The sequence below is a fragment of the Fangia hongkongensis FSC776 = DSM 21703 genome (assembly GCF_000379445.1).
GTDB lineage: Bacteria > Pseudomonadota > Gammaproteobacteria > Francisellales > Francisellaceae > Fangia > Fangia hongkongensis.
The window spans coordinates 1-23,266 of the sequence record NZ_KB902257.1; the positions used below are offsets into that span (position 1 = coordinate 1).

At 37.5% G+C, this 23,266-nt stretch carries 12 protein-coding genes; 10 read left to right on the forward strand and 2 right to left on the reverse strand.

The window, feature by feature from the left end; genetic code table 11:
- The first annotated feature begins 3,133 nt into the window (after positions 1 to 3,133).
- The 4 genes from A37Q_RS0107895 (at position 3,134) to A37Q_RS0107910 (ending at position 6,090) form a co-directional block, all read left to right on the forward strand.
- Positions 3,134 to 3,451 (forward strand): hypothetical protein, encoded by a 318-nt coding sequence (locus A37Q_RS0107895; protein ID WP_018299739.1) that lies wholly within the window; start codon positions 3,134 to 3,136, stop codon positions 3,449 to 3,451.
- Positions 3,452 to 3,504: 53 nt separating this feature from the next.
- Positions 3,505 to 4,752, forward strand: coding sequence for an MFS transporter (locus tag A37Q_RS0107900; RefSeq protein WP_018299740.1), 1,248 nt, complete (start codon positions 3,505 to 3,507; stop codon positions 4,750 to 4,752).
- A 156-nt stretch (positions 4,753 to 4,908) separates the two neighbouring features.
- Positions 4,909 to 5,772, forward strand: a complete 864-nt coding sequence (locus tag A37Q_RS0107905; protein WP_018299741.1) for a helix-turn-helix transcriptional regulator — start codon at positions 4,909 to 4,911, stop codon at positions 5,770 to 5,772.
- A gap of 84 nt (positions 5,773 to 5,856) precedes the next feature.
- A complete protein-coding gene (locus tag A37Q_RS0107910) occupies positions 5,857 to 6,090 on the forward strand; it encodes a hypothetical protein (protein WP_018299742.1) in 234 nt (77 codons plus the stop codon).
- A 304-nt stretch (positions 6,091 to 6,394) separates the two neighbouring features.
- On the opposite strand, the gene A37Q_RS16235 is transcribed toward A37Q_RS0107910, so the two are convergent.
- A complete protein-coding gene (locus A37Q_RS16235) occupies positions 6,395 to 6,556 on the reverse strand; it encodes a hypothetical protein (RefSeq protein WP_018299743.1) in 162 nt (53 codons plus the stop codon).
- Positions 6,557 to 6,724: 168 nt separating this feature from the next.
- Between A37Q_RS16235 and A37Q_RS0107925 the strand changes: the two genes are divergently transcribed.
- The 3 genes from A37Q_RS0107925 (at position 6,725) to A37Q_RS0107940 (ending at position 8,574) form a co-directional block, all read left to right on the forward strand.
- Positions 6,725 to 7,033, forward strand: a complete 309-nt coding sequence (locus A37Q_RS0107925) for a hypothetical protein (RefSeq protein WP_018299744.1) — start codon at positions 6,725 to 6,727, stop codon at positions 7,031 to 7,033.
- A 117-nt stretch (positions 7,034 to 7,150) separates the two neighbouring features.
- Positions 7,151 to 7,738, forward strand: a complete 588-nt coding sequence (locus A37Q_RS0107935) for a recombinase family protein (protein WP_018299746.1) — start codon at positions 7,151 to 7,153, stop codon at positions 7,736 to 7,738.
- Between the two features lie 152 nt (positions 7,739 to 7,890).
- A complete protein-coding gene (locus tag A37Q_RS0107940; RefSeq protein ID WP_018299747.1) occupies positions 7,891 to 8,574 on the forward strand; it encodes a Fic family protein in 684 nt (227 codons plus the stop codon).
- A gap of 134 nt (positions 8,575 to 8,708) precedes the next feature.
- On the opposite strand, the gene A37Q_RS0107945 is transcribed toward A37Q_RS0107940, so the two are convergent.
- Positions 8,709 to 9,242 carry a hypothetical protein gene (locus A37Q_RS0107945; RefSeq protein WP_018299748.1) on the reverse strand — a complete coding sequence of 178 codons (534 nt, stop codon included), beginning with the start codon at positions 9,240 to 9,242 and terminating at the stop codon, positions 8,709 to 8,711.
- A 291-nt stretch (positions 9,243 to 9,533) separates the two neighbouring features.
- Here A37Q_RS0107945 and A37Q_RS0107950 point away from each other — a divergent pair, with 291 nt between their 5' ends.
- The 3 genes from A37Q_RS0107950 to A37Q_RS14975 form a co-directional block, all read left to right on the forward strand.
- Positions 9,534 to 15,263 carry an RHS repeat domain-containing protein gene (locus A37Q_RS0107950; protein ID WP_018299749.1) on the forward strand — a complete coding sequence of 1,910 codons (5,730 nt, stop codon included), beginning with the start codon at positions 9,534 to 9,536 and terminating at the stop codon, positions 15,261 to 15,263.
- 186 nt (positions 15,264 to 15,449) lie between these two features.
- On the forward strand, positions 15,450 to 18,005 hold the full coding sequence (locus A37Q_RS0107955; protein ID WP_018299750.1) for a WD40/YVTN/BNR-like repeat-containing protein: 2,556 nt from the start codon (positions 15,450 to 15,452) through the stop codon (positions 18,003 to 18,005).
- Between the two features lie 5 nt (positions 18,006 to 18,010).
- Positions 18,011 to 23,266: RHS repeat domain-containing protein (locus tag A37Q_RS14975; RefSeq protein WP_018299751.1), on the forward strand; the 5,256-nt coding region annotated here is incomplete at its 3' end.

Genomic DNA, 23,266 nt, shown 5'->3' on the forward strand with positions numbered 1-23,266 from the left:
AAGCACGGTAGGTGATAAGACCAAAGGCACAGGTATATTTGCTGATATTAAGAGTAATGCTGAAGGGATTAGTGCAAATAAGGGGTCAATTAGTACGCTTCAAGGAGTGACCATATATGCAGCTTTTGACGGGGTGTATGAATCTAAAAATTTTGGTAAAAGCTGGAGGAAAGTTTTCAATAGCCAACCAGTAGTAGGCATTTTTGCATCTGGAAGTTCAATATATGTTGCTAGTTACAATAGTTTAAGTGTTTCAAAAAATGATGGGGAATCATGGAGTAATATATCACCCAAGTATACGAGTAATGATGTATATGATCAAATTGTTGTTAATGATGGGGTAATATATTTAGCAGCAAATAGTGGGTTGTATATATCATCTGATTCTGGGGAAAGTTGGAGTAAAGAAAACTTTGGTTTAACGGATATTGGCAAATATTCTGCTTATGCGCTGTATAGTGGTTCTAATGCTATATATGTGGGGACGAACAAAGGGTTGTTTATATATAATGAAGATAGTGCTCAATGGATACGCATTACAGAGAGCGATGGCTTGGCGTCAAATAATGTTAATTATATTGCAGGTTATGGGCAAAACATTTATGCATCAACGGATAAAGGACTATCCATTTCTTTTGATGATGGAAAAACTTGGGTGGCAAAGCAGTTTGCTGGTCAAAAAATTTCTCAGCTTGCTATCGTTAATTCAAAGCTTATGTATGCAATACAAGGTCATTCTTTATATAAGACTGAAAATGGAGGCAATGTATGGACAAAAGTAGAAGGAGTCTCTGGCTGGAGAGTTTCTTATAACGCTGGAGTGTTGTTGCTTGGTTGTGGTGCAGATGGGCTAAAAATATCTCGAGACCAAGGTAAGACATGGGCGTTAATTAATAACCATAAAGAGTTTGCAAGTTTTATTAATAATAGTGCAAAAGCGCTTCAAATTAAAAATATAGCTAACAGCGTAGGCTATTTAAGTAACATTGTCGGAAATGCAAATTCAGGTTTAGTGAAATCGGTGGCGACTAATAAAGGTTCAATTAGTGCATTAGCAAGTACAGTAGGTGATAAGAGTAAGGGCACAGGTATATTTGCTGATATTAAGAGTAATGCTGAAGGGATTAGTGCAAATAAGGGGTCAATTAGTAAGCTTCAAGGGACAGTGGGAGATAAAGACTCAGGCTTAGTCAAAGATGTCACAAGTTTAACAACTACAGTAGGGAATAAAGATTCAGGCTTGGTAAAATCAGTGACAGATAATACCAGTTCTATTAGTAGCTTAAGTGGTCAGATAGGTAATGGCAGTAGTGGTTTAGTTAAAGATGTTAATGATTTAAAGAGCACAGTGGGAGGTGCANATAGTGGGTTAGTTAAGAGTGTTAACAGTTTATCTACTACGGTGGGAGATAAAGACTCTGGTTTAGTGAAATCAGTAACAGCTAATACCAGCTCAATAAATGAAGTGAAAAACTTAACAGGAAACTCAAAGTTAGTGACTCAGGTAACGACAAACAAAACTGATATTGCGTCATTGCAGCATTCTGAAATAAGCGCTGATTATACTATCTATATTGGAACAACCAAGGGGCTTGCAGCCTCGTATGATGGCGGTTATAGTTGGACAACTTTGTTATCTGGGAAAACAGTGAATAATATCTTGCTCTACCAAGGTGTGTTATATGCTGCAACAAGCACAGGTCTTTATTTTTCCTATGATTTTGGTAAAAATTGGCAGGGTCCAAAGTATTCATCTTATACATTTAACACAGTTTCCGGTTATTATGGTTCAGTATTTGCTGGAACCAGCACAGGGCATATTATTCAAACCGATGATGCTGGCTATGGTACAAGGAATATTGCTACTTCATTAGGTAATATTGCAAGCATTAATGTGACTGATTCTGCTAATGGCCCTGTATTTGTTGTCGCCTCAACAAAAGGCGTTTATGTAACAGATGATAGTACAACCACGCTAAGCGATAGTCAAAAATGGACTCAAATTATGAATGTCACAAATGCAGAGGGGCAATTTTTTGCAGGTGTTGACTATGTCCATACATCAACTAACACAACGGGGCTAGAGGCTGTGATTTGGGGAAATAGGAAATACAATATGCTAGGTGTTAGCTATTTTAATAATAAAATTGTTAATCGAGTTTTTGTGAGCCCTAATGGAGGAAATATATATGTCGCAACGAATTCAGGGGTAAGCATATCTTCATCGGGAAATAGCTTTAGTGATAAAACAAAGAGTAATGCCAAGCTCATTAGTAATACAATAAATGATGTAGCGACAACAGCAGATGGGAAAGTTGTTGTTGCTGCAACACCTTCAGGGCTTTCTATTTCACGCTCAGAAGGCTCGTACTGGAGTAATGTGACTACTGGATTGCCAAGCACGGATGTGAAGCGGGTGGTGATTGTCAGTAAGCCTAAGCTTACTAGCTATATGAATTCACTGGCAGGGTTGATTCCAAAACTTGGTAGCAACTCTGAGCAAAACTATGCGCTCTACACGAATCAGAGTCAAAGCTCGCATCCGCCATATTATGCATTTGATGACAAATCAAATACATCTTTTCAAGGGAATGACCAATGTAATGGGGATTCAGGGTGCACAGGCTCTAAAATTATTGGAGAAGTCCTTGGTGTGAAATTGCCAGATGCTCAAGCTTTGTGGAAAATTGCGGTTACGCCGATACTGGATCAAACAACCTATAAAGATAATACATATCAAGACGGATACGATGCAATGGCAAATTTCACACTTGAGGGATGTAATTATTTTTGTGGTGAAACCGTTAAAACAGGCAAAGAGCTAGCAAACTGGCATCAGCTGCCAATAAGCAATCAGTCGGTATTTAACCGTTATGGAGTGACTTTGCATTATGATGGTGACAGTGTTGATTATGATAATAGAGCGACACCAAGAGAGTTTTTAGTGAATGATCCAACACATACTAAGTATCATTACTACAGGTTAAGAGTGATCGGCTCTGTGAATCGTTATAATAATTCAGTTGCTGGCGCATCTGCGATACAGTTTTATCCAACTTATAAAGTGTAATCTCATGGTGTGTTAAGTACAGTGAGATGATGGGGACTATAGATTATAAAATAGGGAAGAGAAATGGGGAAAAAACAGAGAAATGCGAATCAGCATAATAATCTAAGCTTGGTTGCTATTTGGGAGAGAAAATATGGCAAATCAGCACAGGAGGTGTTTCAAGAGTTTGTCACTGAAGGTCACACAATAGAGACACTATCAGAAGCAACAGGGTTTGCCATTGGAACAATTAAAAAATACAGTCGAAGGTTTAATATATACATTCCTACCAATCGGGCTAAAGCGCAATCTACGCAAATCGAAAAACCAATACATGAGTGGTATAAAAGATTAAGCGGTGATGTGATTAATCTGACAAATATATTATCAAAGCGATGGTGATTTTTTATATTAAATAACTATGGTCAGACAATAAGTTCTAAGATAGAGTAAATATGCGTTCCATTCAATTTCAAATTTTTATCATTGCAACTGTGTTTGTGCTATTAACAGCCTTTTTGCAAACCTCTCCAATCACAACATCAAACTTTGTGGCAGGGAAGTTATCGGAAAGTATCTATTTAGTGACTGATTTAAGCTCACTATTTTTTTTATCCTATGCATTATTACAAATTCCAAACGGCTTTGCTTTTGATGCCGTTGGCGTGAAGTATATTTTGCCAATTTCTTTAATACTAACCTGTGTAGGCTGTGTTTTATACTGGCAGGCGGATAATGGTATTATATTAGCAATAAGTCGTTTTATTATTGGTATAGGGTGCTCTACTGCCTATGTAGGAGCTATATTCATTGCAGCGCAATATTTTAACAATCGTTATTTACCATTACTTGTTAGCATTATCGAGGCAAGTGCAAGTTTTGGCAGTTACTTATCAGATAATATGTACTCAAATATACTTGTAAGCTATGGCTGGGATATAGCGAATATCTTGCTGATAGTGCTACTACTTTTTCTAACTTGCTATGCATTTATTTGCTCGAAATTTATAGCGCCAACTAAAAAGACAAGTGTGGTAGTCATCTCCTCTCTTTTTCAGCAGTTGTCTACCCTTTTTAGAAACCCGAATTTACGTTGGTTATTGCTATACTCATTTTTTACTTGGCAGGTTATTATGACCTTTGCTGGTTTGTGGGCAAAACAGTATTACCAAGTGATGTATCATTACAGCAGGAGTAATGCACTATCGATTGTTGAGCTGTATTGGTTAAGTTATTTAGCTGGTGCACTGATTGTTGGTTTTTGTGTAAAAGAGCTGCAAGCAATTAGGGTAACGATGATTACACTGGCATTTTTAGGGGTGCTTGGTTACGGTGTGCTTACACTCCCTGTGTTATTAAGCGAAAATGTAGTTTTACTTGCCACTGTCTTTTGTGGTGTCAGCGCTTCTGGCATTGTGCTTTCATTTTCGATGATTGCTCATATGGTTGACAAAGATAATTATGGTGTTGCAGTTTCCTTGAACAATACTGTGATTGTTCTGGGTGGTTTTTTAGGGCAAATAGCTTTTGGTAAGGTGATTTCAACCTTTAACTTTGATGCAGTTTACCCCATTGGTAAGCTAGATGGTCATTTATATAGTGGCATACTTATGCTGTTAGTCAGTACGCTATGTGCGCTTGGGTGTATTATGCGTGTTATATGCTTTGTGAAACAAAGAGCGCCGTCAACCGTTTTAGTGTGAAGGTTTTTTCTATATTTTCCCTAGTGGAGAAGTGGTGTGCGTAGTCAGTAAAGTATTTAAAAAACATTAAAGTGTGATATAATTTTGATCAAATATATACTTAACAATAAGCACCGTGCAAATGAAGTTTCATTGAAAGTGAATTAAGGAGCGAAAATGACAAAGTTAAGAATGAAAGAGCTAGCTTCATCACTTGAATTAAACCAAGAAAAAATAGCGGATGAAGGTTTTTCCTCTTATCTAAAAAACCCAATAGATTTATCTGCTTGCACGAATAATACTTTAAGCATTTTGCCACATGAAATTCGTAATTTCACTTTTGTTAGGTTCTACCGAAATGGTGATTTTAGCATTGTTTCACCAAGACCCTTTAGAAGCTATAAATATGTCAAATATGGCTTTTGGCGTCATGATGTTGCAGTGAATGTTGATTATAGTTTGCCTATTTATAATAGGACAGACTATCTGCCAGATGACCTTCATACCCCCTATAAACGCTTCCTGTCAGATATTGGGGGAAAATCATGCATTGTAACGAGCTACCGTTTTGGTCAGTTTAAAGATACATTTATGTTTGTATTTGCTGATGAAATTACAAAAAAAGACTATTTAGACATTTATGCCATGCTGCATAATGTTGCTATTTCATTTTATCACCTTGAGATTGAATGTGATACTAACTTTAAATTGCCAAAGAGTTTCTATGATCAATATGTCTACCAAAATGATAATTATATCTTTGATTCATTTGCGGATTTTGTTGAGGCGCGCCATTTGACAAAAACGAAAGCCAGTTATCTTTTACCATTGGCTTTAAATATGCCGCTTGATTATATGGCATCACTTTTTTGCAAATCCAGAAGAACTGTTGAGAAAAACATTGATGAAATTCGAGAGAGTCTTAATGTTAGCAGTAAGTTTGAATTATGCCAGCTGTTAAACGCCTATCATATTATGAAGGTGCAAAAATCATTTCATACATTTCCATATATGTCTGAGGGTGTTTTAAAACCTTTGTAAATGGGTAACTTATACGCTATGCCTGAAAGACTTAAGAAGGTATAAATAAAGCTAGTGTTTAAGTGTAAATGAGAAGCTCTGATAATGAAAAGAGGTGGTAGAACGGCAACATTTGCGGTGATAGTTATTATATTTCTTGTCTTTTTGACTGGCTTTATGAGCTGGAAAGTAAAGCATAAAAGTCCTCAATTGACCGAGAATCAAGTAGCTGAAATCAGGCATGAGCAGCGTATTAAAGAGGATGAACTTCACTTTAAAGCTGATTACCAACAAGTTACTAATGCGCATTATGAGCATAAAGTGGTGGATGGGAAATAGCGCCCCTAAGTGTGCAGCCACTTTTTATATAGTGCATTTTGAGCAGTAAACCTGCAATCTTGTAAAGACGAAAGGAGGTTGTGATATAAACTATCAGAGGTATTAATATTAGTAGGGAGTTTATTGAGCGTGATTTGATACTTTCGGCAGTATTTGCGTATGGTAGATTCTGTATAGCCAATTAACAGAGCAGCTTCCTTGTAACTGAGCCGGTTTTTTCTACAATCACCCAAGAAATCAAATATTGTTTTGCCATATCTTGTTTGAATAATTTGGCTCAATGTATGTTGTGTATATTGATTAATCATAAAGAGCCTTTGCTGGATATTTGGTTATTTGTGTGAATATCATTCGCCTTCTTAGCTTCTTCAAGTGGAAGGGTGTAGTGATAATAAGCATATATATCGCTTGCTTTACCAACTTCTTTAAATGCAGAGGTGATACTTCTGAGTATTTTATATAACATAATAATAGCCCTTTGTTATTTAGGTTTACTGCTTTTTACTCCCTCTTTGTATACTATGTTACCTGTTTTATGGTTTGTTAATAGCGTAAGATTTACCCCCTTTGAAATGGGGCTATTTTTTGTGCTGCATCTATTTTATAAGCAGAATATCTTGTCAAGTTGTTATTCATGGGAGGTCTAAAGTATACCTTGCGTAACTATTTTAAAGCTTTATTTGACGTTTCTCAGAATGTAGTCCATAATTCTTTGTATCAAAACTTTAAGGGATTTGTTATGCAACCAAAGCAAATTGATTTAATTAATCAAAAATTGAATCACTTACCAGCAAAATACTTTTCAGAAGTTGAAAACTTTATAGATTTTCTTCAACAGAAAGATACTAATCAAAAGTTACGTAAAGACTTCTCTGCAATGTCTGAATTAAGTTTTAAAGGTGTATGGGATAATGATGAAGATGAAATCTATAACAATCTATAAGGTTGGTGATATCATATTGGTGCCATTTCCCTTTACTAATCTGAGAGCTTCTAAAAGACGGCCAGCGGTAGTTGTGAGTAAGTCATCTTATCAGGATGAAAGACCGGAAGATTTGGCATGACAACAAGTAAAAAAAGCCAGTTGATAGGATATGCTAGAGTATCCTCAGCAGGGCAAAATTTAGATGTACAGCTATCTAAACTGAATGCTTATGGTTGTGACAAAATATACAAAGAAAAGTTGTCTGGGCTAGATCAAAATAGACCTGAATTATTAAAGTGTTTAGACTGCATCAGGGAGCATGATACTTTAGTTGTAACAAGGTTGGATAGGGTTGCTCGTTCTGCCTTGCATCTTGGTCAAATAGTTGAGTTGCTGGAAGAAAAAAAAGTTAACTTTGTTGTCATTGATCAGAGCATTGATACAAAAACACCTCAAGGGAAATTAATGTTTCATATGCTAACTTCATTTGCGGAGTTTGAGCAGTCATTACGGAAAGAAAGGCAAATGGATGGAATTAAACAAGCCAAGAGAAATGGTGTAAAGTTTGGTAGACCATCAACGCTCACCATAGATAAAGCAGAAGCTGTGCTAGAAGATATAGGAACAGATTTAAGTGTTCAAGATATTATCGATAAACATGCTATATCTAGGCGCTCTTACTATTCAATAAAGACAGGGAAGTACAAAGAAAAACTTTGCTGATTGTTACCGAGTTTCGCTAAAAGCCATATGGCGGATTAAAAACACCGGTACAACAAATGTAGATTTTAATGCTAATTTGCGCTAACAAATTGATATAGCCTTACCATTGTCTTATATTGCATGTATCACAACGTCGTATGATTGTAAAACTTATGGAACATTTGCATATTCAACCAAATAAACAAATAGCACTGATGTTAGCAAAACGCTCTTTAGCAGAGTTGGTATATGATGCGGTAAATTTAGAGGGCATTAACTTTACTTTGCCTGAAGTCCAAACTTTACTAGATGGTGTCACAGTTGGCGGGCATAAATTGCATGATCAAGAGATTACATTAAATCAATCGAAGGCTTGGAAGAAAATATTTGCAGATGTTGAATCTAATCGTTTTGAGATAACAAAAGACTATTTAATTGCACTACATGATATAGCGGGGCGCAATGAAGCATTAGAATGGGGGTGCTTTAGAACAGGAGGCGTTACCATTGCAGGCACAGATTATTTACCACCCAAAGCTAGTGAATTAGATGCTTGTTTTAATTTAATGCTAACAGAAGCCAATGCAATTAAAGATATATTTAAACAGTCGATTTTTATATTTTTAGAAATGGCTAGATATCAATTTTTTTATGATGTAAATAAGAGAATGGGGCGCTTTATTATGAATGGTAATCTATTGCAGCATGGTTATCCTGTAATTAATGTCCCTGTTAAACGACAATTAGAATTTAATGAAAAAATGCTAAACTTCTATCACTCTCATAATCATCAGGAAATGACTGTATTTATGTTGAGTTGTTTAGATGATAAAGTAATTAAGATCATGGAGGCATAATGGCAAATAACCTCAATTTTTGCCATTTTTGGTTGAGTATTTTACACAGAGTCAAGACAAAGTAAAACACTAGCATGATATTGTCTGTGTATCGCAGTAGCACAAAAAAACAAGACACTAAAATCACAGTTTACTTATTTTAATTCACTAGCTAATTTAGAGGTCGATAGGACGGAAGCATCTACCAACTGATTTGTAACACAAATAGAGGTTTTTCTACAGAGCCCAAACTGTGGTGTTGAATTTGGGTCAGCCGTATATTTCAAGCCAACTCCTTGTGGTGTTTTGCCTGCCGTAAGTTTCATAGTATCAGTTAGAAAATGTTGATAAATCTCATATCGAGCTTTCTCTTCACCATATTTATTTTTAATCACAAGATTAAAAGATGTATGGTGCCAAGCACATCCCTCTGTGCCTAAAAAACCATGACGACTCACATCATTGTTAATAGCAATGTATTTTGCTAAATAACGATTATATTTAGTTTTTTTACCAGGAATGATTTTAAACTCGCCATTTTTAGGACTATTTGCACAATAGGATGACTCAATTACACCGGTATATGTATCATGACTGTTATTATAAATTTGTATATATCCTTTAGAGTATGATAGTGAAAATGCAGCTATTGATGTTAATAAAAACATAGATGATAGTACTTTCTTCATAGGTATATCCTCACTCTGATTGTATTTGTGGTGGTTTAAATCGCGACACTGTTTTAAGTGCAAATGTCTATTACTATATACATGATAACATAATTACATAAGGTGGTAAGGTCGTAAGGTTTACCTGTATTTTAATGAAAATATCGTAAACTTCCCCCAATTGATTTTAATTAAAAGCTGATACTCTGAGGAAGTGATCTACAGCTATAAATGGGGCATGAACGGTTATATTATTTTTAAAAGAGGGGTGCAAGTTTAACAACTAATACAATTTTCATGGGGAAAATAGAAATGGGGAAATATCTTGTAACACTGTTAAGTTTAATGGTGTATTTATTTGTATTTTTAACACAGCCATTGTATGCCTCGAGCATTCGCTCAGGTGGTAAGGTGAATAGTAGTGCTAATGAGTCATCGAATGCTAAGGGGTTAACTGCGAGTCGGTTAACTCAGTTAGCGCAAACGGCAAGTAGCAGTAATAGTTTCCAATCACAGGCCTCTAATGGTCAGCTTGCTGCCTCGGTGTCGGTGGATCCTGCGACCTTAAGCCTGTCGTTTAATGAGCAAGTGGTGGATATCCACAGTGATGCCTTATCTGGTTTAAGTTTTCCTTTAAGCATCACCAATAAAAGCTATGGGGGTTATAATCAAATTTCATCCTTGGGGCTGTATTTTAATATACCAGTGATTAAGCTCAAGCAATCGATTGATGATAAGTGGTATTATGATCTGTACTTAAATGGTAGCAGCAATGCCTTTGAGATTGATGTTGGTCAAAACAATGTTGATCGCTCTTTGAGTTTTTATTACTCGAAGCTACATCATTATCATTTAAGTTTTACAGATGACAATACGATTGTCTATACCGATGGTGTAGGGACACGTTATATTTTTGATAAAGTGGATGATGGCTCAGCCTATCGCTGTCGTGCAATCATTGATAATCGTGGTTATAAGATCACCTTTAGTTATGGAACAGACAATTCAATTCAAATTGCCAATAATGACGGTAAGGTGATGGCAAATCTTCAGCGTTATGCCGGATTAACCTTGATTGATTACACAGACTTAATGGGTACAAGTCAAAACTTCATGGTGATAGACAGTGCCGCTTCAGCAGCTTTAGTAGATGCATTAGGTCAACAGGTAACGCTTCAATATAGTGATGATGATTTAACGAATATCACCTTGCCGAATACCGTTGAGTACCAAGTGAAGTACAGTAAGCTGAAGAAGCTTCAATATACAACATGGGATGGCAGCAATATTAACAGCTCTCGCGAGCATGAAGTCAACTATGATAGTGATTATGTGAGTGAGCTTACCAAGGTGTTTCATAACAGTCAAACAGCCAATCAGGTCTTTCACTATTCAATTGATAGTGAGGGGAATAACTTTGCAGGCAATCATATGTGGTGCCTTGATAGCACCTATGACAAGCTGAATAAATTGGAAGATTGGCTGATTGAGTGTGGGATATCAAGTGAGAATAAGAACTATGGCTATAGCACAACCGTTAAGCATGGTGATTTAGAGGTTGTACGCAGTTATAACTATTTACATTTATTGACAGGCACAACGACTAAATTAAATGCTCAGGTGATCTCAGAGCAATCCACCACGTTTAAAGATGAGATAGCAGGGAGTGATCGGACAAAGGCGACATTCTCAAGCTTATCTTCTTCATATAATCAGCCTTCTGAAGTGTATAACTATGTTTATGATTTTTATCATCTTGCTTTGGATCCTAAGATTTTTCAAACGGATTATCAATACTATAGTCAAGCCGACGAGAGTGAATCGGGTTTTTCTTTGGGACAATTAAAGTCGATGACAGATCCTATGGGCAATACCCAACAGGTAGAGTATTATCCAGAGAGTAATGAGGCTCACTACCACGCACCAATTCAAAGACAAAGTAGTGTGCGCTTATATGGTGTGAATGGTGCACCTGAGATTAGCTCAGTCACCAAGTATAATAAGCTTAGTTGGTTATCACGCGATGTAAAAGTCAATGGTAAAAGCTATAGTGCTAAATTACCCGTCTTTCAAAACATGTCATTGTCGATGAATGGCAAGGCTTTGGCAGAAAAAGACAATACAGTTGTCAGCAAACCTACGGACCCTTTGTACAATTTGATGTATGGTCTGTCATCTACAACCCGTGAATCGATCAATGGCTCGAGTAATCCTTATGTTGAATCAAAGACCTTGATAGAAAAGGATGAAGCAAATAATCAATATCAGGTTCAAGAGAGTGAAGTGGCGCTCTCAGATGAGCATAATGATAAGCAGGCGCCAACTGAGCTTACAGGCACGAAGAAGATCTTTAATCAATATGGCGCATTAGTTGAAACAATTGATCCTGTGACAAAGGACATTGTTCGTTATGATCATTATGATGCATTGGGGCGTTTAACTGAGCTGAGTTACATTCCAGGAGGTAATGATAGTGATACCCAACGCTACAAGTTTGCTTATGCATTAGATAGCCAAGCAGGTGAGGCAGGGTATATTGTAACTAAAACAGTCGTGACGCCAACGACAGGAGCGGAGGGTTACAGCAGTATCAGCTACTATAATCAAAATGGTCAGCTAACAAAGCTTAGGGAGCAGAATAGCGATCGAAGTGGTTATTATCTCAGTGAGACAAGAAGCTATAATAACTTAGGTCAGCTGTCAGAAAGTACAGTTTATTATTATGACCCTGAAGGCAATGGTCATCCTGAAGTGACCGGCTATCTTTATGATCAAAAAGGCTCGTTAATTGGCACAACCAATCCAGATGGCAGTGCCAATATCAGCATTAGTTATAATGATATTGCTAACAATCAAGATTCAGGGAATACTGAAGATAATGGTTATCGTCATATTACATTGAGTTATTTACTGGAGCCGACTGGTAATAAGCCAAGTACCAATACAGACAGTACACTTTGTCAGACAGTGGATAGTGCAGGCAATAGCGCAGCCAGCAGCTGCAAGGTAGCGCATGTGAATATTGAAGAGGCGGTGTATCAGCCAACGATTGATAAATACACAGCTAAGCGTATTTGGCAGCATCCATATAATTATAGTTATAGTTTGATTATGGATCCTGATTTTACCTATACCGATAAAACAGGGGCAAAGAAAAATCTCTACACAAGCGACGAGCAAAGCACGCTTGTGGCACTGAATAAGAAGCTTGCCTCAGGTGAGATGTATGATGTGAATGCATTAACTGCCTTTGCTGGCGCCATCAGAAAGACATGCTTAAGTGATGCAAGCTCTTGTGCAGCTGGAAGTTTTGTAAAAACGACCCTTGATAGCTTAGGTCAGCCGTTAGAGGAAGAGGATGTTGTTAATGGCACGATGAGCAAGGACTATTATGACAGTGATAAGCCCTACCAATTAAATGCAAGTACACTCTCGATTCGTAAGGATAATGGTGATGTATCAGCCGTTAAAACCCTAGAGTATCATTACGATCAGTATGATAATGTGAATGCGGTGTATACCTACAAAGGAGCATATGATCTAAATAAACCTGCAAGTGAGAAAACCTTTGTGGGTGGCAAAACTTACAGTGCCCTTGGCTTTTTACTCAATCAAACAGTTATGGTGAATGATAAGGCAGATAAGCTTGTCTTTCATTATGATACCACGACAGGGTTACCGATTAGCATTACTGATCCTTTGGGTAATGAAGCCAAGTTTCATTATGATGATAGTATTTGGAAGAGCAAGGTCAGCTCAATTGACTATTACAATCAATCGAAAGCCAAAGATTTCACCCTGAGTTACACCTATGATCCAAATGGTGATTTGAAAGCTACAAAGAAGGTACTTGCTGATAACACACTAGTGAGTGAGACCCATTACACCTATGATCCTGTGACACTCGATTTATTAAGTACAGAGGTGAGTCATGCAGGGAGTGATAAACGTAAAGAGGTGTTAAGTTACACCAATCAAGGGACTTTGAAATCACGCAGCTATCAAAGAGCGAATCAAGAGGTTTACCAAGAAAGCTATCAAGCCAATACGCTTGGCCTACCAACTGCTATTCGTTATACAGGCAATAAGGAGTTTAACTTAGGCTTTGAATACAATGCAGATTTGAGCTTAAAGCAAAATAACTATGATGATAACAAAGCACAAAGCTATCGTTATGATTCTCTTGGGCGCTTATCGAGTCTTGATAACTATAAAGATAATAAAGTGATTCGTCATTATGGCTATGAATATGACCGTTTGGGGTATCAATCACAAAAGACAAGTCAGATAGAGAGCAATAATGAGGCAACGACAGAGCACTATGGTTATAGTCAATTAGGACAGTTAACGAGCTATCGTTGTGCTGGGGCTCAGTGTCCGCAAAATGGCTTAGGAAAGAGTATCAGTGAAAGCACTTATCAGTATGATGATTTGTTTAATAAGTTAACTAATATCACACAGATGATTCAAGGTGAGAGTAATAAGCAAGTTACAAGCTATCATTATGAAAGCCAAAAAAACCAAGACCCAACACAAGTAACAGAGATCGATTATGGCAATGGTCAAAAGACAAGCTTAAGCTATGATCAAAATGGGAATGTTAAGACGCTGAATAAAGTTACTCAAAAAGGCGCAGAGCATTACCAGCTTGGGTATGATGCTGATCAGGAGATGACAACAGTCAAAACTGATAGTCAAGAGATTCATTATCAGTATGATGAGGATGGTCAACGGATTGAAGAGCGTCACTATGATAACAATGGCAAAGATGAGCGGTTAGATCAGTACTACTTTGGTGGTAGTCTTAAAGAGCAAAGTGTCAATAATGAGATACGTCATTATGTGGCCAATGGCAGCTTATACCAAGGTAAATATCAGCAGGATTTGACAGATGGTTATCATTTAACAGGGAGTATTAATGAAGATAACACCATTGAAGGGAATTATGTCTATGATCCATTTGGGGTGAAGAGTGATTTATTTGCCAAAGAAGAGAAGTTGGCTTTAAGTGTACAAAAGAGCAACCTTGCCTATCGGATGATGAACACTGATACATTGACCCATTGGCAGGGCTTAGGCAATGGTTATCGAGATTATGACCCAGCGTTGGGAATCTTTCTAAAGCATGACTCCTACTCACCTTTTGGAAGAGGAGGCATCAATGGGTATGCTTATGCAGATAACAACCCTGTTAATGCCTTTGATCCAACAGGGCATGAGGCTAGAGGTGGAGGCGGCTCCAATGGTAAGGTGGCGGCTGAGCAGCATGCAGCATTAGATTATAGCCGAGCGATGACAACAGGTGCGATTTTGGGTTTGGCTGCAGGGATTTTTGTGGGGCTTTTATTTCCTGCTGGTGTAAGTTGGGGATGGATTGCTTTCTGGGCTGTGGTTGGGGCAGTTGTTTCGGCTGTGGTTACTGTAGCGATTCAGGTTGCCTATACTCATCAGAACTTCATCGATACTTTCTTCCGCGAAGATACGCTTGTTGGCATTGCAATGGATATTGGAATGCAGATTTTGATAACGGGTGTTATCGGATTTTTGGGGAATAGGATCGCGAAATTTGTAAAAATTAAAAATCCAGTCAGAGCCCTAGAGCGCGAGACTACTCCAGTCTTACATGAGTATGATGTTAATCATGTCAACAGAAAAAAAATATCCATTCAGGAGGCTGTGAGACAGAGTACTGAAGAGTCTACTGTTGTCAAAAAAAACACACTCTCATTCTCAGAATCAGGCTCATCAGAACAAATATATAATAATGAAGCACATCATATTCCAACAAATAATAATAATCATGAAGCCACTGTTTCTGTAACAAATCCCAAATCAGAAGGTAGTGTAGTCCGTGATCAAAGAAGTAAAGTTGATAAAATAAACTCGAAACATAAACGATCTATCAATCAAAACTCCGTAAAACAAGCTATTGGTAAAAATGACCTTGAGAAAGAGCGAATGAATACGGTGTTTAATAAACTTCAGGCAAAGGAGGCCAGGAAAAAATCCTTGGAAAACAAAGCAAAAAGGGATCAAGAGTAATCATGTGAGACAGGGTAAGTATTACGATTTTATATTTTTGGATGAGCGGGTACAGTGAGCATAATTTTAAAGCTCATTATCTATGGTATTTAGTCATACTACTTGGTGCTTTTGCCTACAATCTTAGTGATTAGTTTGTGATAGAGTTTAAAAATAGAATTTCAGTTAAGTTAGGAGCTTAAAATAATGATTAAGTATGCAATTTTTCTTGCCGCTGTAAGTGTAATGCCCGCGTACGCCCATTACACAAGCTGTGATGATTTTATTAAAGTTGATGGTGTTGGCAAAAATGGAAGTGCAAATGCTTTTATTATGGCGTCAAAAGATAGGAAATGCTATATCTCTAAACAAGTTGACGTATCAACATCAGAAGTGACTATTCATAACTCAGTCACAACAGCGCCTGATATTGAGCTTGTGAGTATTACTGCAGGAGAGAGCGAGACAAGCCCATCGGTTTTGACAGATAAAGCGTACTCCTTTGGTCAAGCGGGAGAGCCTGCTATTTATGCCCTTGACCCACAGGGAGATCCTTTGCATCTGCCTTATTCTTTCTCAAGTGACTTCGGTGCAACTTTAACTTTTAAATTCATTGCAACTGCTCAAATTCAAGCAGGAGCTGCGTATGATACAGCTAGTGAGGCGGGTTATTATTTAATTTCTAGCGTTTTATTGCCAAGATTTTATTTGCATTTTAGAGCAAAAAATAAAGATAAGTCATACTCATATTTTACAATAGAAGCTCAAGGAAGGGTTATTGATACTAATGGTGATGGATATGATAATGCTGGTGTGCTTCCTAGGTTCTACTGTCAGCCACCTACTGGCGACGCTTCTATGGGGAGTAAAAATGAAAACAGTGGCTGGGAGAATATGTATTTTGGCTGTTTAAGTGATACGCAAAACCCTGCATATGGAAAATGGAAATATTACCCCTATATTAAGTATGGTGATGATGGTTTGAGGGTTCCAGGGCAGGATACTAAAGGCTTAGCTTCATTAGAGTTTCAATATACTTATAGCTTTATTCCTTCGAGTAAAGATAAGGATAAAAAGGATGATCCTGTGCAAACTCTGGCATATTACTATGATAAAGATAAACTCTGCACACCAAGTAAGGATGCTAAATGTGCGGTGACAGATGCGAAAAATAATAAGTTATATTTATCGAGTAATATTGAAAAGTTAACAAATGTACACTTAACTATTAGCGATGAAAATGCAGGTGGAACCTATCCAGTTTTTCAACTTGATAATTATAGCAGCTATGATTTAACGAACATTAATTTTAATGCACTATTAAAACCTAATGGATTAGAGTTTACTAAAGATGATAAGCTTTTTGATGCGACAACACCATCCAAGTGGCCACGAATTACAACTCAAAATGGAATAAGCTCCAATCACATTTATGCACTGTATTCACCTGCTTCAACTAAGGGTGTTATTCTTGCTGCAACAGAAAAGGGGCTAATGGTATCTAGTGACTATGGTGAAAACTGGAAAAATTACACGCCTAAAAATGATGGAATTGCAACCAGTCAAGTTGTATCAGTTGTTCAAGCAAATAAGCATATATATGCATTAGTGCATTCATTACAAAATACTTATGCATTGTATCAAGTTAATGTCGACACGCACCAATGGCACTTAATAAAGAGTGATTTTTTGTCTTTATTTGAACAGCCAAAAATTTACGTATATAAAAATGAAATGCTGGTTTCTAACTATCTAAATAATGGCTATTTCTCTAACGATGGTGGACATAGCTGGAGTAAGCTGGAGATTGCAGGTGACATCGGAATGAGTTCGTCTATTATTGCACCAGATGGGACTTTAATTGCGGGAGGGTTTGACAATAACCAAGTAAGTGCAATTTATCGCTCAAAAGATGGTGGGAAGAATTGGCAAAAAATAAGTGGAACTGACAACACAGGGTCAGGGTTGAGTGGTGATTTTGCTAGCTTTTCGATACATAATTACATATCAACTCAGAAATATATCTATGCAGGGACGGGGAATGGGAAATTATTTATCTCCTATGACAATGGGCAAAGTTGGCAAAAAGTAAATACACTCAACAGTGTGTCAGATAATTTATTAAATGGTTTGAGAGATAACGGTGACTATGTTGGTGCAGCTGATATGATTGGAAATACAGGTTATTTAATTCCAGCAGTTCAAGGAAATTTTACGCCAACTTTAACTCAAGGGATGGACTTTGCAAATATTGCCAGAACAGCAAAGGGAACAGAGATATCTTCAGTTAAAGACGCCGCATCAAACTATTATATCACCTCTGTAGAGTCAATGCCTGATAGTGTTTCAGCAACAGGGATATTTTGGTCAAATGATAGTGTTTTAAGTGCAAAAGCAAAGGCTTCGGAAGACTATATTGTTAACGCAATTGATCGCAAAAAAATCTTTCTTGGCACTTTGAAATCTGGTTTATTAACACATGATGGGATTGACTCATCTGTTCCATCAGGGGACAGTACACATGCAGTTTTACACTTTGACTTTAGTATAAAGAACTTTGAAAACACGCAAAATACATTTGATGTGGTTACGAGTGAGGGGAGCAATGTTAATGTCCCAATGAAGCTTAAAATATCAGTAGATGACAATAAGGTAGATTGTGCTGTTATTAACACCAAAACACAAGTTTCTTCAAAATTAGTGCATTGTCAGGCAACGTCTACTAAGACAGGCATAAGCATAATTATATTAAATGGGGGATAGAGTTTATGAATGCTATGTTTAAGAGATCTTGTATAGCGAGTTTATTGGGCGGCATATGTAGTTTGTTGATTATTCAGCCTATCTATGCATCGGGTCAGGTTATTCAATCAAATCATGTTATAAAGTCTGTTAAGCATGGCGCTATTTTACGCGCTTCGAATGTTGGGCGTTTGCATGCATTGAATCTAAAAGAGTTAAATGCGATGATTCGTGCAGCCAATGGCGGGAATAGTTTTCAATCTGAGGCAGCAAGCTCGAAGCTTCCTGTAAGTGCATCGGTTGATCCTGCAACCTTATCGTTAAGCTTTAGTGAGAAAGTAGTTGATATTCATAGTGCTCCTTTGTCTTCTTTGCATTTTGCATTGAGTATTACTAACCAATCTACAGGTATTGGGAACAAGCTGTTAGCGAATGAGAATCTATATTTAAATATTCCGAGTATTCGCTTACTGGGGATGCAGTCACATAAGAAGTACTTTAAGTTATATCTCAATGGTAATCAAAAGAGCTTTGTTGCAACGACTAGTTCAGAAAAGTATAAGGGACTAGGTGATAGCAGTACCAAACTTCATTTTTATTACGATAAACAACATGCATTCAAGTTAAGTTTTGTGAATGATGATACAGTCACCTATACGGATAAAGATGGTGTGATGTATATTTTTAAACGTCAAACTGATGGTTCATCTGAATATCGCTGTGTTGAGATTGTTGATGCCAAAGGCAAACATATTAGTTTTCAGTATGACTATGATCAAGGGACGACCAAAGTACTCAATGACGTAGGGACAGTTATCGCAACGATAAGGCAATCCCCTGGATTTGTGATGATTCAATATCTTGATCTAACAGGGACAAAGCGCTCTTTTATGATTGAGGAGGCTGGCAATAATATATCCTTGACCAATCCATTAAATCAGACAGTTTCTTTGGAGTATTCAGCTCAAGGTAGTAGTACTGTAATTAAGCAGATTAAGTTCCCAAGTGGTGCATATTATAAGATTGATTATACCCCGATGAAGTCGGTTAATTATATTATTAACGATTTGACAACCCCTGTGAACTATAATGGCACCTATGTCTCTACATTAACAAAACACTTTAACAATAGCCATACTCCCGATGAAGTGATTCATTATTCTTTATCTAAAGAAGATTATAATTTTGCAGGCAATGGTGCCAACTGTAGTAAGTCTTTGTTTGAAAGTGTTAATGCAGCCCAAGACTGGTTAATGGAATGCAGCTTAAATGAGGACGATGGCTATGGTTATTCAACGACGGTGTCACAGGGCGATTTAAGTACAACGTATGGTTATAATTATTTACATCTTCCTGTAGAGCAGACCTCAAAATACAACCATCAGATTGTTGGTCAAAGTTTTTCTTCTTATGACACAAGCTCAAGTGATAAGACGTTTAAAGGCTTGAGTGATCATTACAGTAGTCCCATTTCTAAGCACTTGTATCTATATGATGTGTATGATTTAACACAGCCATATAAGGAGTATGACTCCTATTATCAGTATTATACGACAGCAGATAGTAAAGATGCAGGTTATCTTGAAGGACATCTTAAAAGCGCAACTGATGCTTTAGGGAATCAAGTTAGCTTTAAATATGCGCCTGTTCCGGATGATAAGAATTACTATGCGCCAATGATTCAATCTGAGACAACTGCTTTGTATGCACAAACAGGTGATCGCATTGAATCGGTTCGCAATATGGAGACGAAGTTTAACTGGTTAGAGAATGATGTTTCCATTGATCATAAGGAATACCATGTTAATGCCCCTTATTATACAGGTAATACATCGATTTTGGTGAATAAGGCATCGATGTCAACCTTATTGATGAACACTGATACTGATAAAACTGATTTAACTTATGGGCGGATAAACTCATCGAAACAGTATCTGCAAAATGGTAAGCCATATTTGCAAAGCACGCTTTCGATTGCTCCTTCAGGTAGCGGTTATGTTATTAGCACAAACCAAAAGGCCTTGATTAATGATGCCAATGGTCAAGCGCCAACAGAGCATCAAGGTGTGAAGAAGTATTTCAATCAGTATGGTGCGTTAGTGAAGACAGAGAATCCATTAACTGGTGATATTGTTAATTATGCTAGCTATGATGCACTTGGCAGAGTGACCGAAATTGATTATTTGCCCGCTGGGAATGCACAATATCAGCAAACTTATAAATTCAGCTATGGCATAGACAGTGCTAAAGATGAAGGAGGAACGACGCTTAGCAAGACGATCATCACGCCAACAACGGGTAAGGCAGGTTATCAGATCGAGAACTTTTATAACCAAGAAGGGAAACTCATTAAATCACAAAGGCAGAGGCGCGATCGCAAAGGATGGTATGTTACTCAGGAGAATGATTATAACAATTATGGTAAGTTATCTTCGCATGTTGCGTATTATTATGATGAAGAAGGCACAAAAATTCCGCATCAAACGAGCTATTTGTACAATAAGCTAAATGAAGTGATAGGTGAGAAGCGCTTTGATGGCTCTGCGGTGATATCCATTAATGACAAGTACAATCATCGAAAGATCAGCTATCATCTTGAGCCCACAGGTCAAGTTATCACAAATACAGATTCACTATGTCGTATTGTAACAGATGGTGGTTCTACACCAAGTAGCTGTAAAGTTTCAGCTATTTCTGTTAGCGCAGAGAATTATAAACAGATTCCAGATCAATATAACGATGGACATTCCATTTGGCAGTATGATGAGCAGTATCGCTATAGTGTGATTATGGATCCAAACTTTAGTTATATTGACAGCAAAGGCAAGAGCGTTTCACTGTATGATCAATCACAAAAGCAAACATTAATTACATTAAAGGATTCAAGTTTACAACAAGGTAATATGTATGATGTGCCGGCATTAAACCGGTTTCTGAATAGTATTCAACAGAGCTGTTTGACAGGAAGTTGTGCGGCTGGAAGCTTTGTGATAGCAAAATTGAATGCTTTGAAAAAACCAATAGAAATAGATAATGTTGTTAAAGGGACGGTGCTTAAGAATGTGTATGATAAGGTGAAGCCCACTCAATTGAATGCATCTACCTTATACACAGAGGATAATCATACACCAAAGGCAATAAAAACGCTCTATTATGATCATGATCAATATGGTCATGTGTCAAAAGTTTCACTTGCAGCAGGTGCTTATTCTGTTGATGCCAAGAAAACAGCTGTCGTGGTAGGTAGAGCAACGTATACAGCATTAGGTTATTTGATTGGTTTTATGAGCGGGATTAATCAAGCGAATGGTGTGAAGGTATATTACAACGAGCAGACAGGTTTACCGATATTAAAAGTAGATGCGGTAGGGGATGAAGAGTGTATCACGTATGACTCTGTGTGGAAGTCAAAGCCAAGCTCTATTGTTTATACGTCAAAGGCAAATCAATTTAGTATTCACTTTAGCTATGATAGTAATGGTCAGCTTAAGCGTTTGACTAAGAAAGATGCAGCAGGGAAGGTGCTATCAGAGCTTGATTACAGTTATGATCCAGTGACGCTTAAGCTATTAGAGGTGACAAGTCATCACGGTAGTGAGCAAAGATCATTGCAAAGAGGCTATAATGCTGAGAATACCATTGTTTCATCAAGTTATCTTGGGAATGATAATAGTGCAATCTATCAGGTTGATTATAAGAGCAATCATTTAGGGCTGCCTAGCAAGTTCAGCTACACAGGGGCATCAGATTTTGATTTGGAGTGGTTGTATAATGCAGATTTGTCATTAAAGGAGAGTGACTATAAGGGGCAGATTACCAAGGGGTTTGATTATGATAATTTGGGGCGTTTAACCAAGCTTACGAATTATAAAGATGGCAAGGAGATACGTGCATATCAGTATGGATATGATCGCATGGGACGTAAAGCAAACTTTACAGTCAAAACACAAAAGCATAGCTCGACAAGCCAATATGGTTATACGCCTTTTAATCAGTTGGCAAACTATAGTTGTCAAGGTGACTGTCCTTTGAATATATTGGGTGATAAGGTTAATACGGCAAGCTATCACTATAATAATCTTTACAATAACTTGCTGAGTATTACCCAAATTAACGCTTTAGGTAAACAAGAGCAGATTACTTATCAGTATCATAATACTGATCCTACACAAGTGACAGGAATTGATTATGGTAACAATCGAGTCAGCAGCTTTAAATATGATGCCAATGGAAATGTATCGAAGTTAACCAAGGTGACAAAATCGGGCACGCGTGTTTATGGGTTTGATTATGATGGGCAGCAGAATTTGATTCATCTTGATGTTACCAATAAGAGTGGTACAAAGAGTGAATCGAGTGAGGTTGCTTATGGCTATGGTCCGACAGATAAGCAAACTTCTGAGAGTGTGACAAAAAACCATAAAACTACCACCGTACAGAGCTATTATTTATCAGGCTTATCTGAGCAGCGTATGTCTGATGGAGATTCAAGATACTATGTTAAAGGTGGCAGTATTTATAAAGGGAGTTATCAGCGAGCGTTAACTGATGGTCAGAATGTGACAGGGAGTGTTGGGAATGACAAGGTCAAAGGAGATGATGTTTATATGCCATTTGGTGCGATGACTGATTTAGATCAAGAAAGCCAGTTGGCATTGTCATTGCAGTCAACAACACTTGCTTATCGGATGATGAGCCAAGATCAGGTGACAGGTTGGCAGTTCTTAGGAGAAGGCTATCGCGCGTATGATCCTGAATTGAGGGTGTTTTTAAAGCATGATTCGTACTCACCGATGGGTAGTGGCGGTGTGAATGGTTATAATTATGCATCGAATGATCCGATTAATAACTTTGATCCGACTGGTCATACAACTGAAGCAGATAATAATAAGAACCTAAGTTATTTCCAAGATTTGGCACAAGCGCGGAATTATCGAGGGATAAGCTCGTGGGTTGTGTTGGGTTTAGATTTTATTATTGGTGGAATAGCTGGTGCGCTGACTGATGGAATGGGTTGGGGCATGTTTGCTAAACTTGTTTTTACTTCATTTGTTCTTGCGGGGGTTAACTCAGTACTTGTGCCGATTATTTATGCGGGTATTAACGGTCAAAGATGGGATGCTGATATAAACGATCAAACATTTGGTAATGTTATGGCGGGATTTGGGCTGAACTTTGCATTTGGGGTGGTGTTTGAATTGGGGGGGTATACATTTGCAAGAATGATGCAGTCGATGCCTGAGGTTATGGGGAAAGTGGCTGAAAATTTACGATCATTATTT

Bases quoted from the DNA above. Each gene is read 5' to 3' on its own strand.
- A37Q_RS0107895 (WP_018299739.1), top strand. From the start codon at position 3,134: ATGGGGAAAAAACAGAGAAATGCGAATCAGCATAATAATCTAAGCTTG.
- A37Q_RS0107900 (WP_018299740.1), top strand. From the start codon at position 3,505: ATGCGTTCCATTCAATTTCAAATTTTTATCATTGCAACTGTGTTTGTG.
- A37Q_RS0107905 (WP_018299741.1), top strand. From the start codon at position 4,909: ATGACAAAGTTAAGAATGAAAGAGCTAGCTTCATCACTTGAATTAAAC.
- A37Q_RS0107910 (WP_018299742.1), top strand. From the start codon at position 5,857: ATGAAAAGAGGTGGTAGAACGGCAACATTTGCGGTGATAGTTATTATA.
- A37Q_RS16235 (WP_018299743.1), bottom strand. From the start codon at position 6,556: ATGTTATATAAAATACTCAGAAGTATCACCTCTGCATTTAAAGAAGTT.
- A37Q_RS0107925 (WP_018299744.1), top strand. From the start codon at position 6,725: ATGGGAGGTCTAAAGTATACCTTGCGTAACTATTTTAAAGCTTTATTT.
- A37Q_RS0107935 (WP_018299746.1), top strand. From the start codon at position 7,151: ATGACAACAAGTAAAAAAAGCCAGTTGATAGGATATGCTAGAGTATCC.
- A37Q_RS0107940 (WP_018299747.1), top strand. From the start codon at position 7,891: ATGGAACATTTGCATATTCAACCAAATAAACAAATAGCACTGATGTTA.
- A37Q_RS0107945 (WP_018299748.1), bottom strand. From the start codon at position 9,242: ATGAAGAAAGTACTATCATCTATGTTTTTATTAACATCAATAGCTGCA.
- A37Q_RS0107950 (WP_018299749.1), top strand. From the start codon at position 9,534: ATGGGGAAATATCTTGTAACACTGTTAAGTTTAATGGTGTATTTATTT.
- A37Q_RS0107955 (WP_018299750.1), top strand. From the start codon at position 15,450: ATGATTAAGTATGCAATTTTTCTTGCCGCTGTAAGTGTAATGCCCGCG.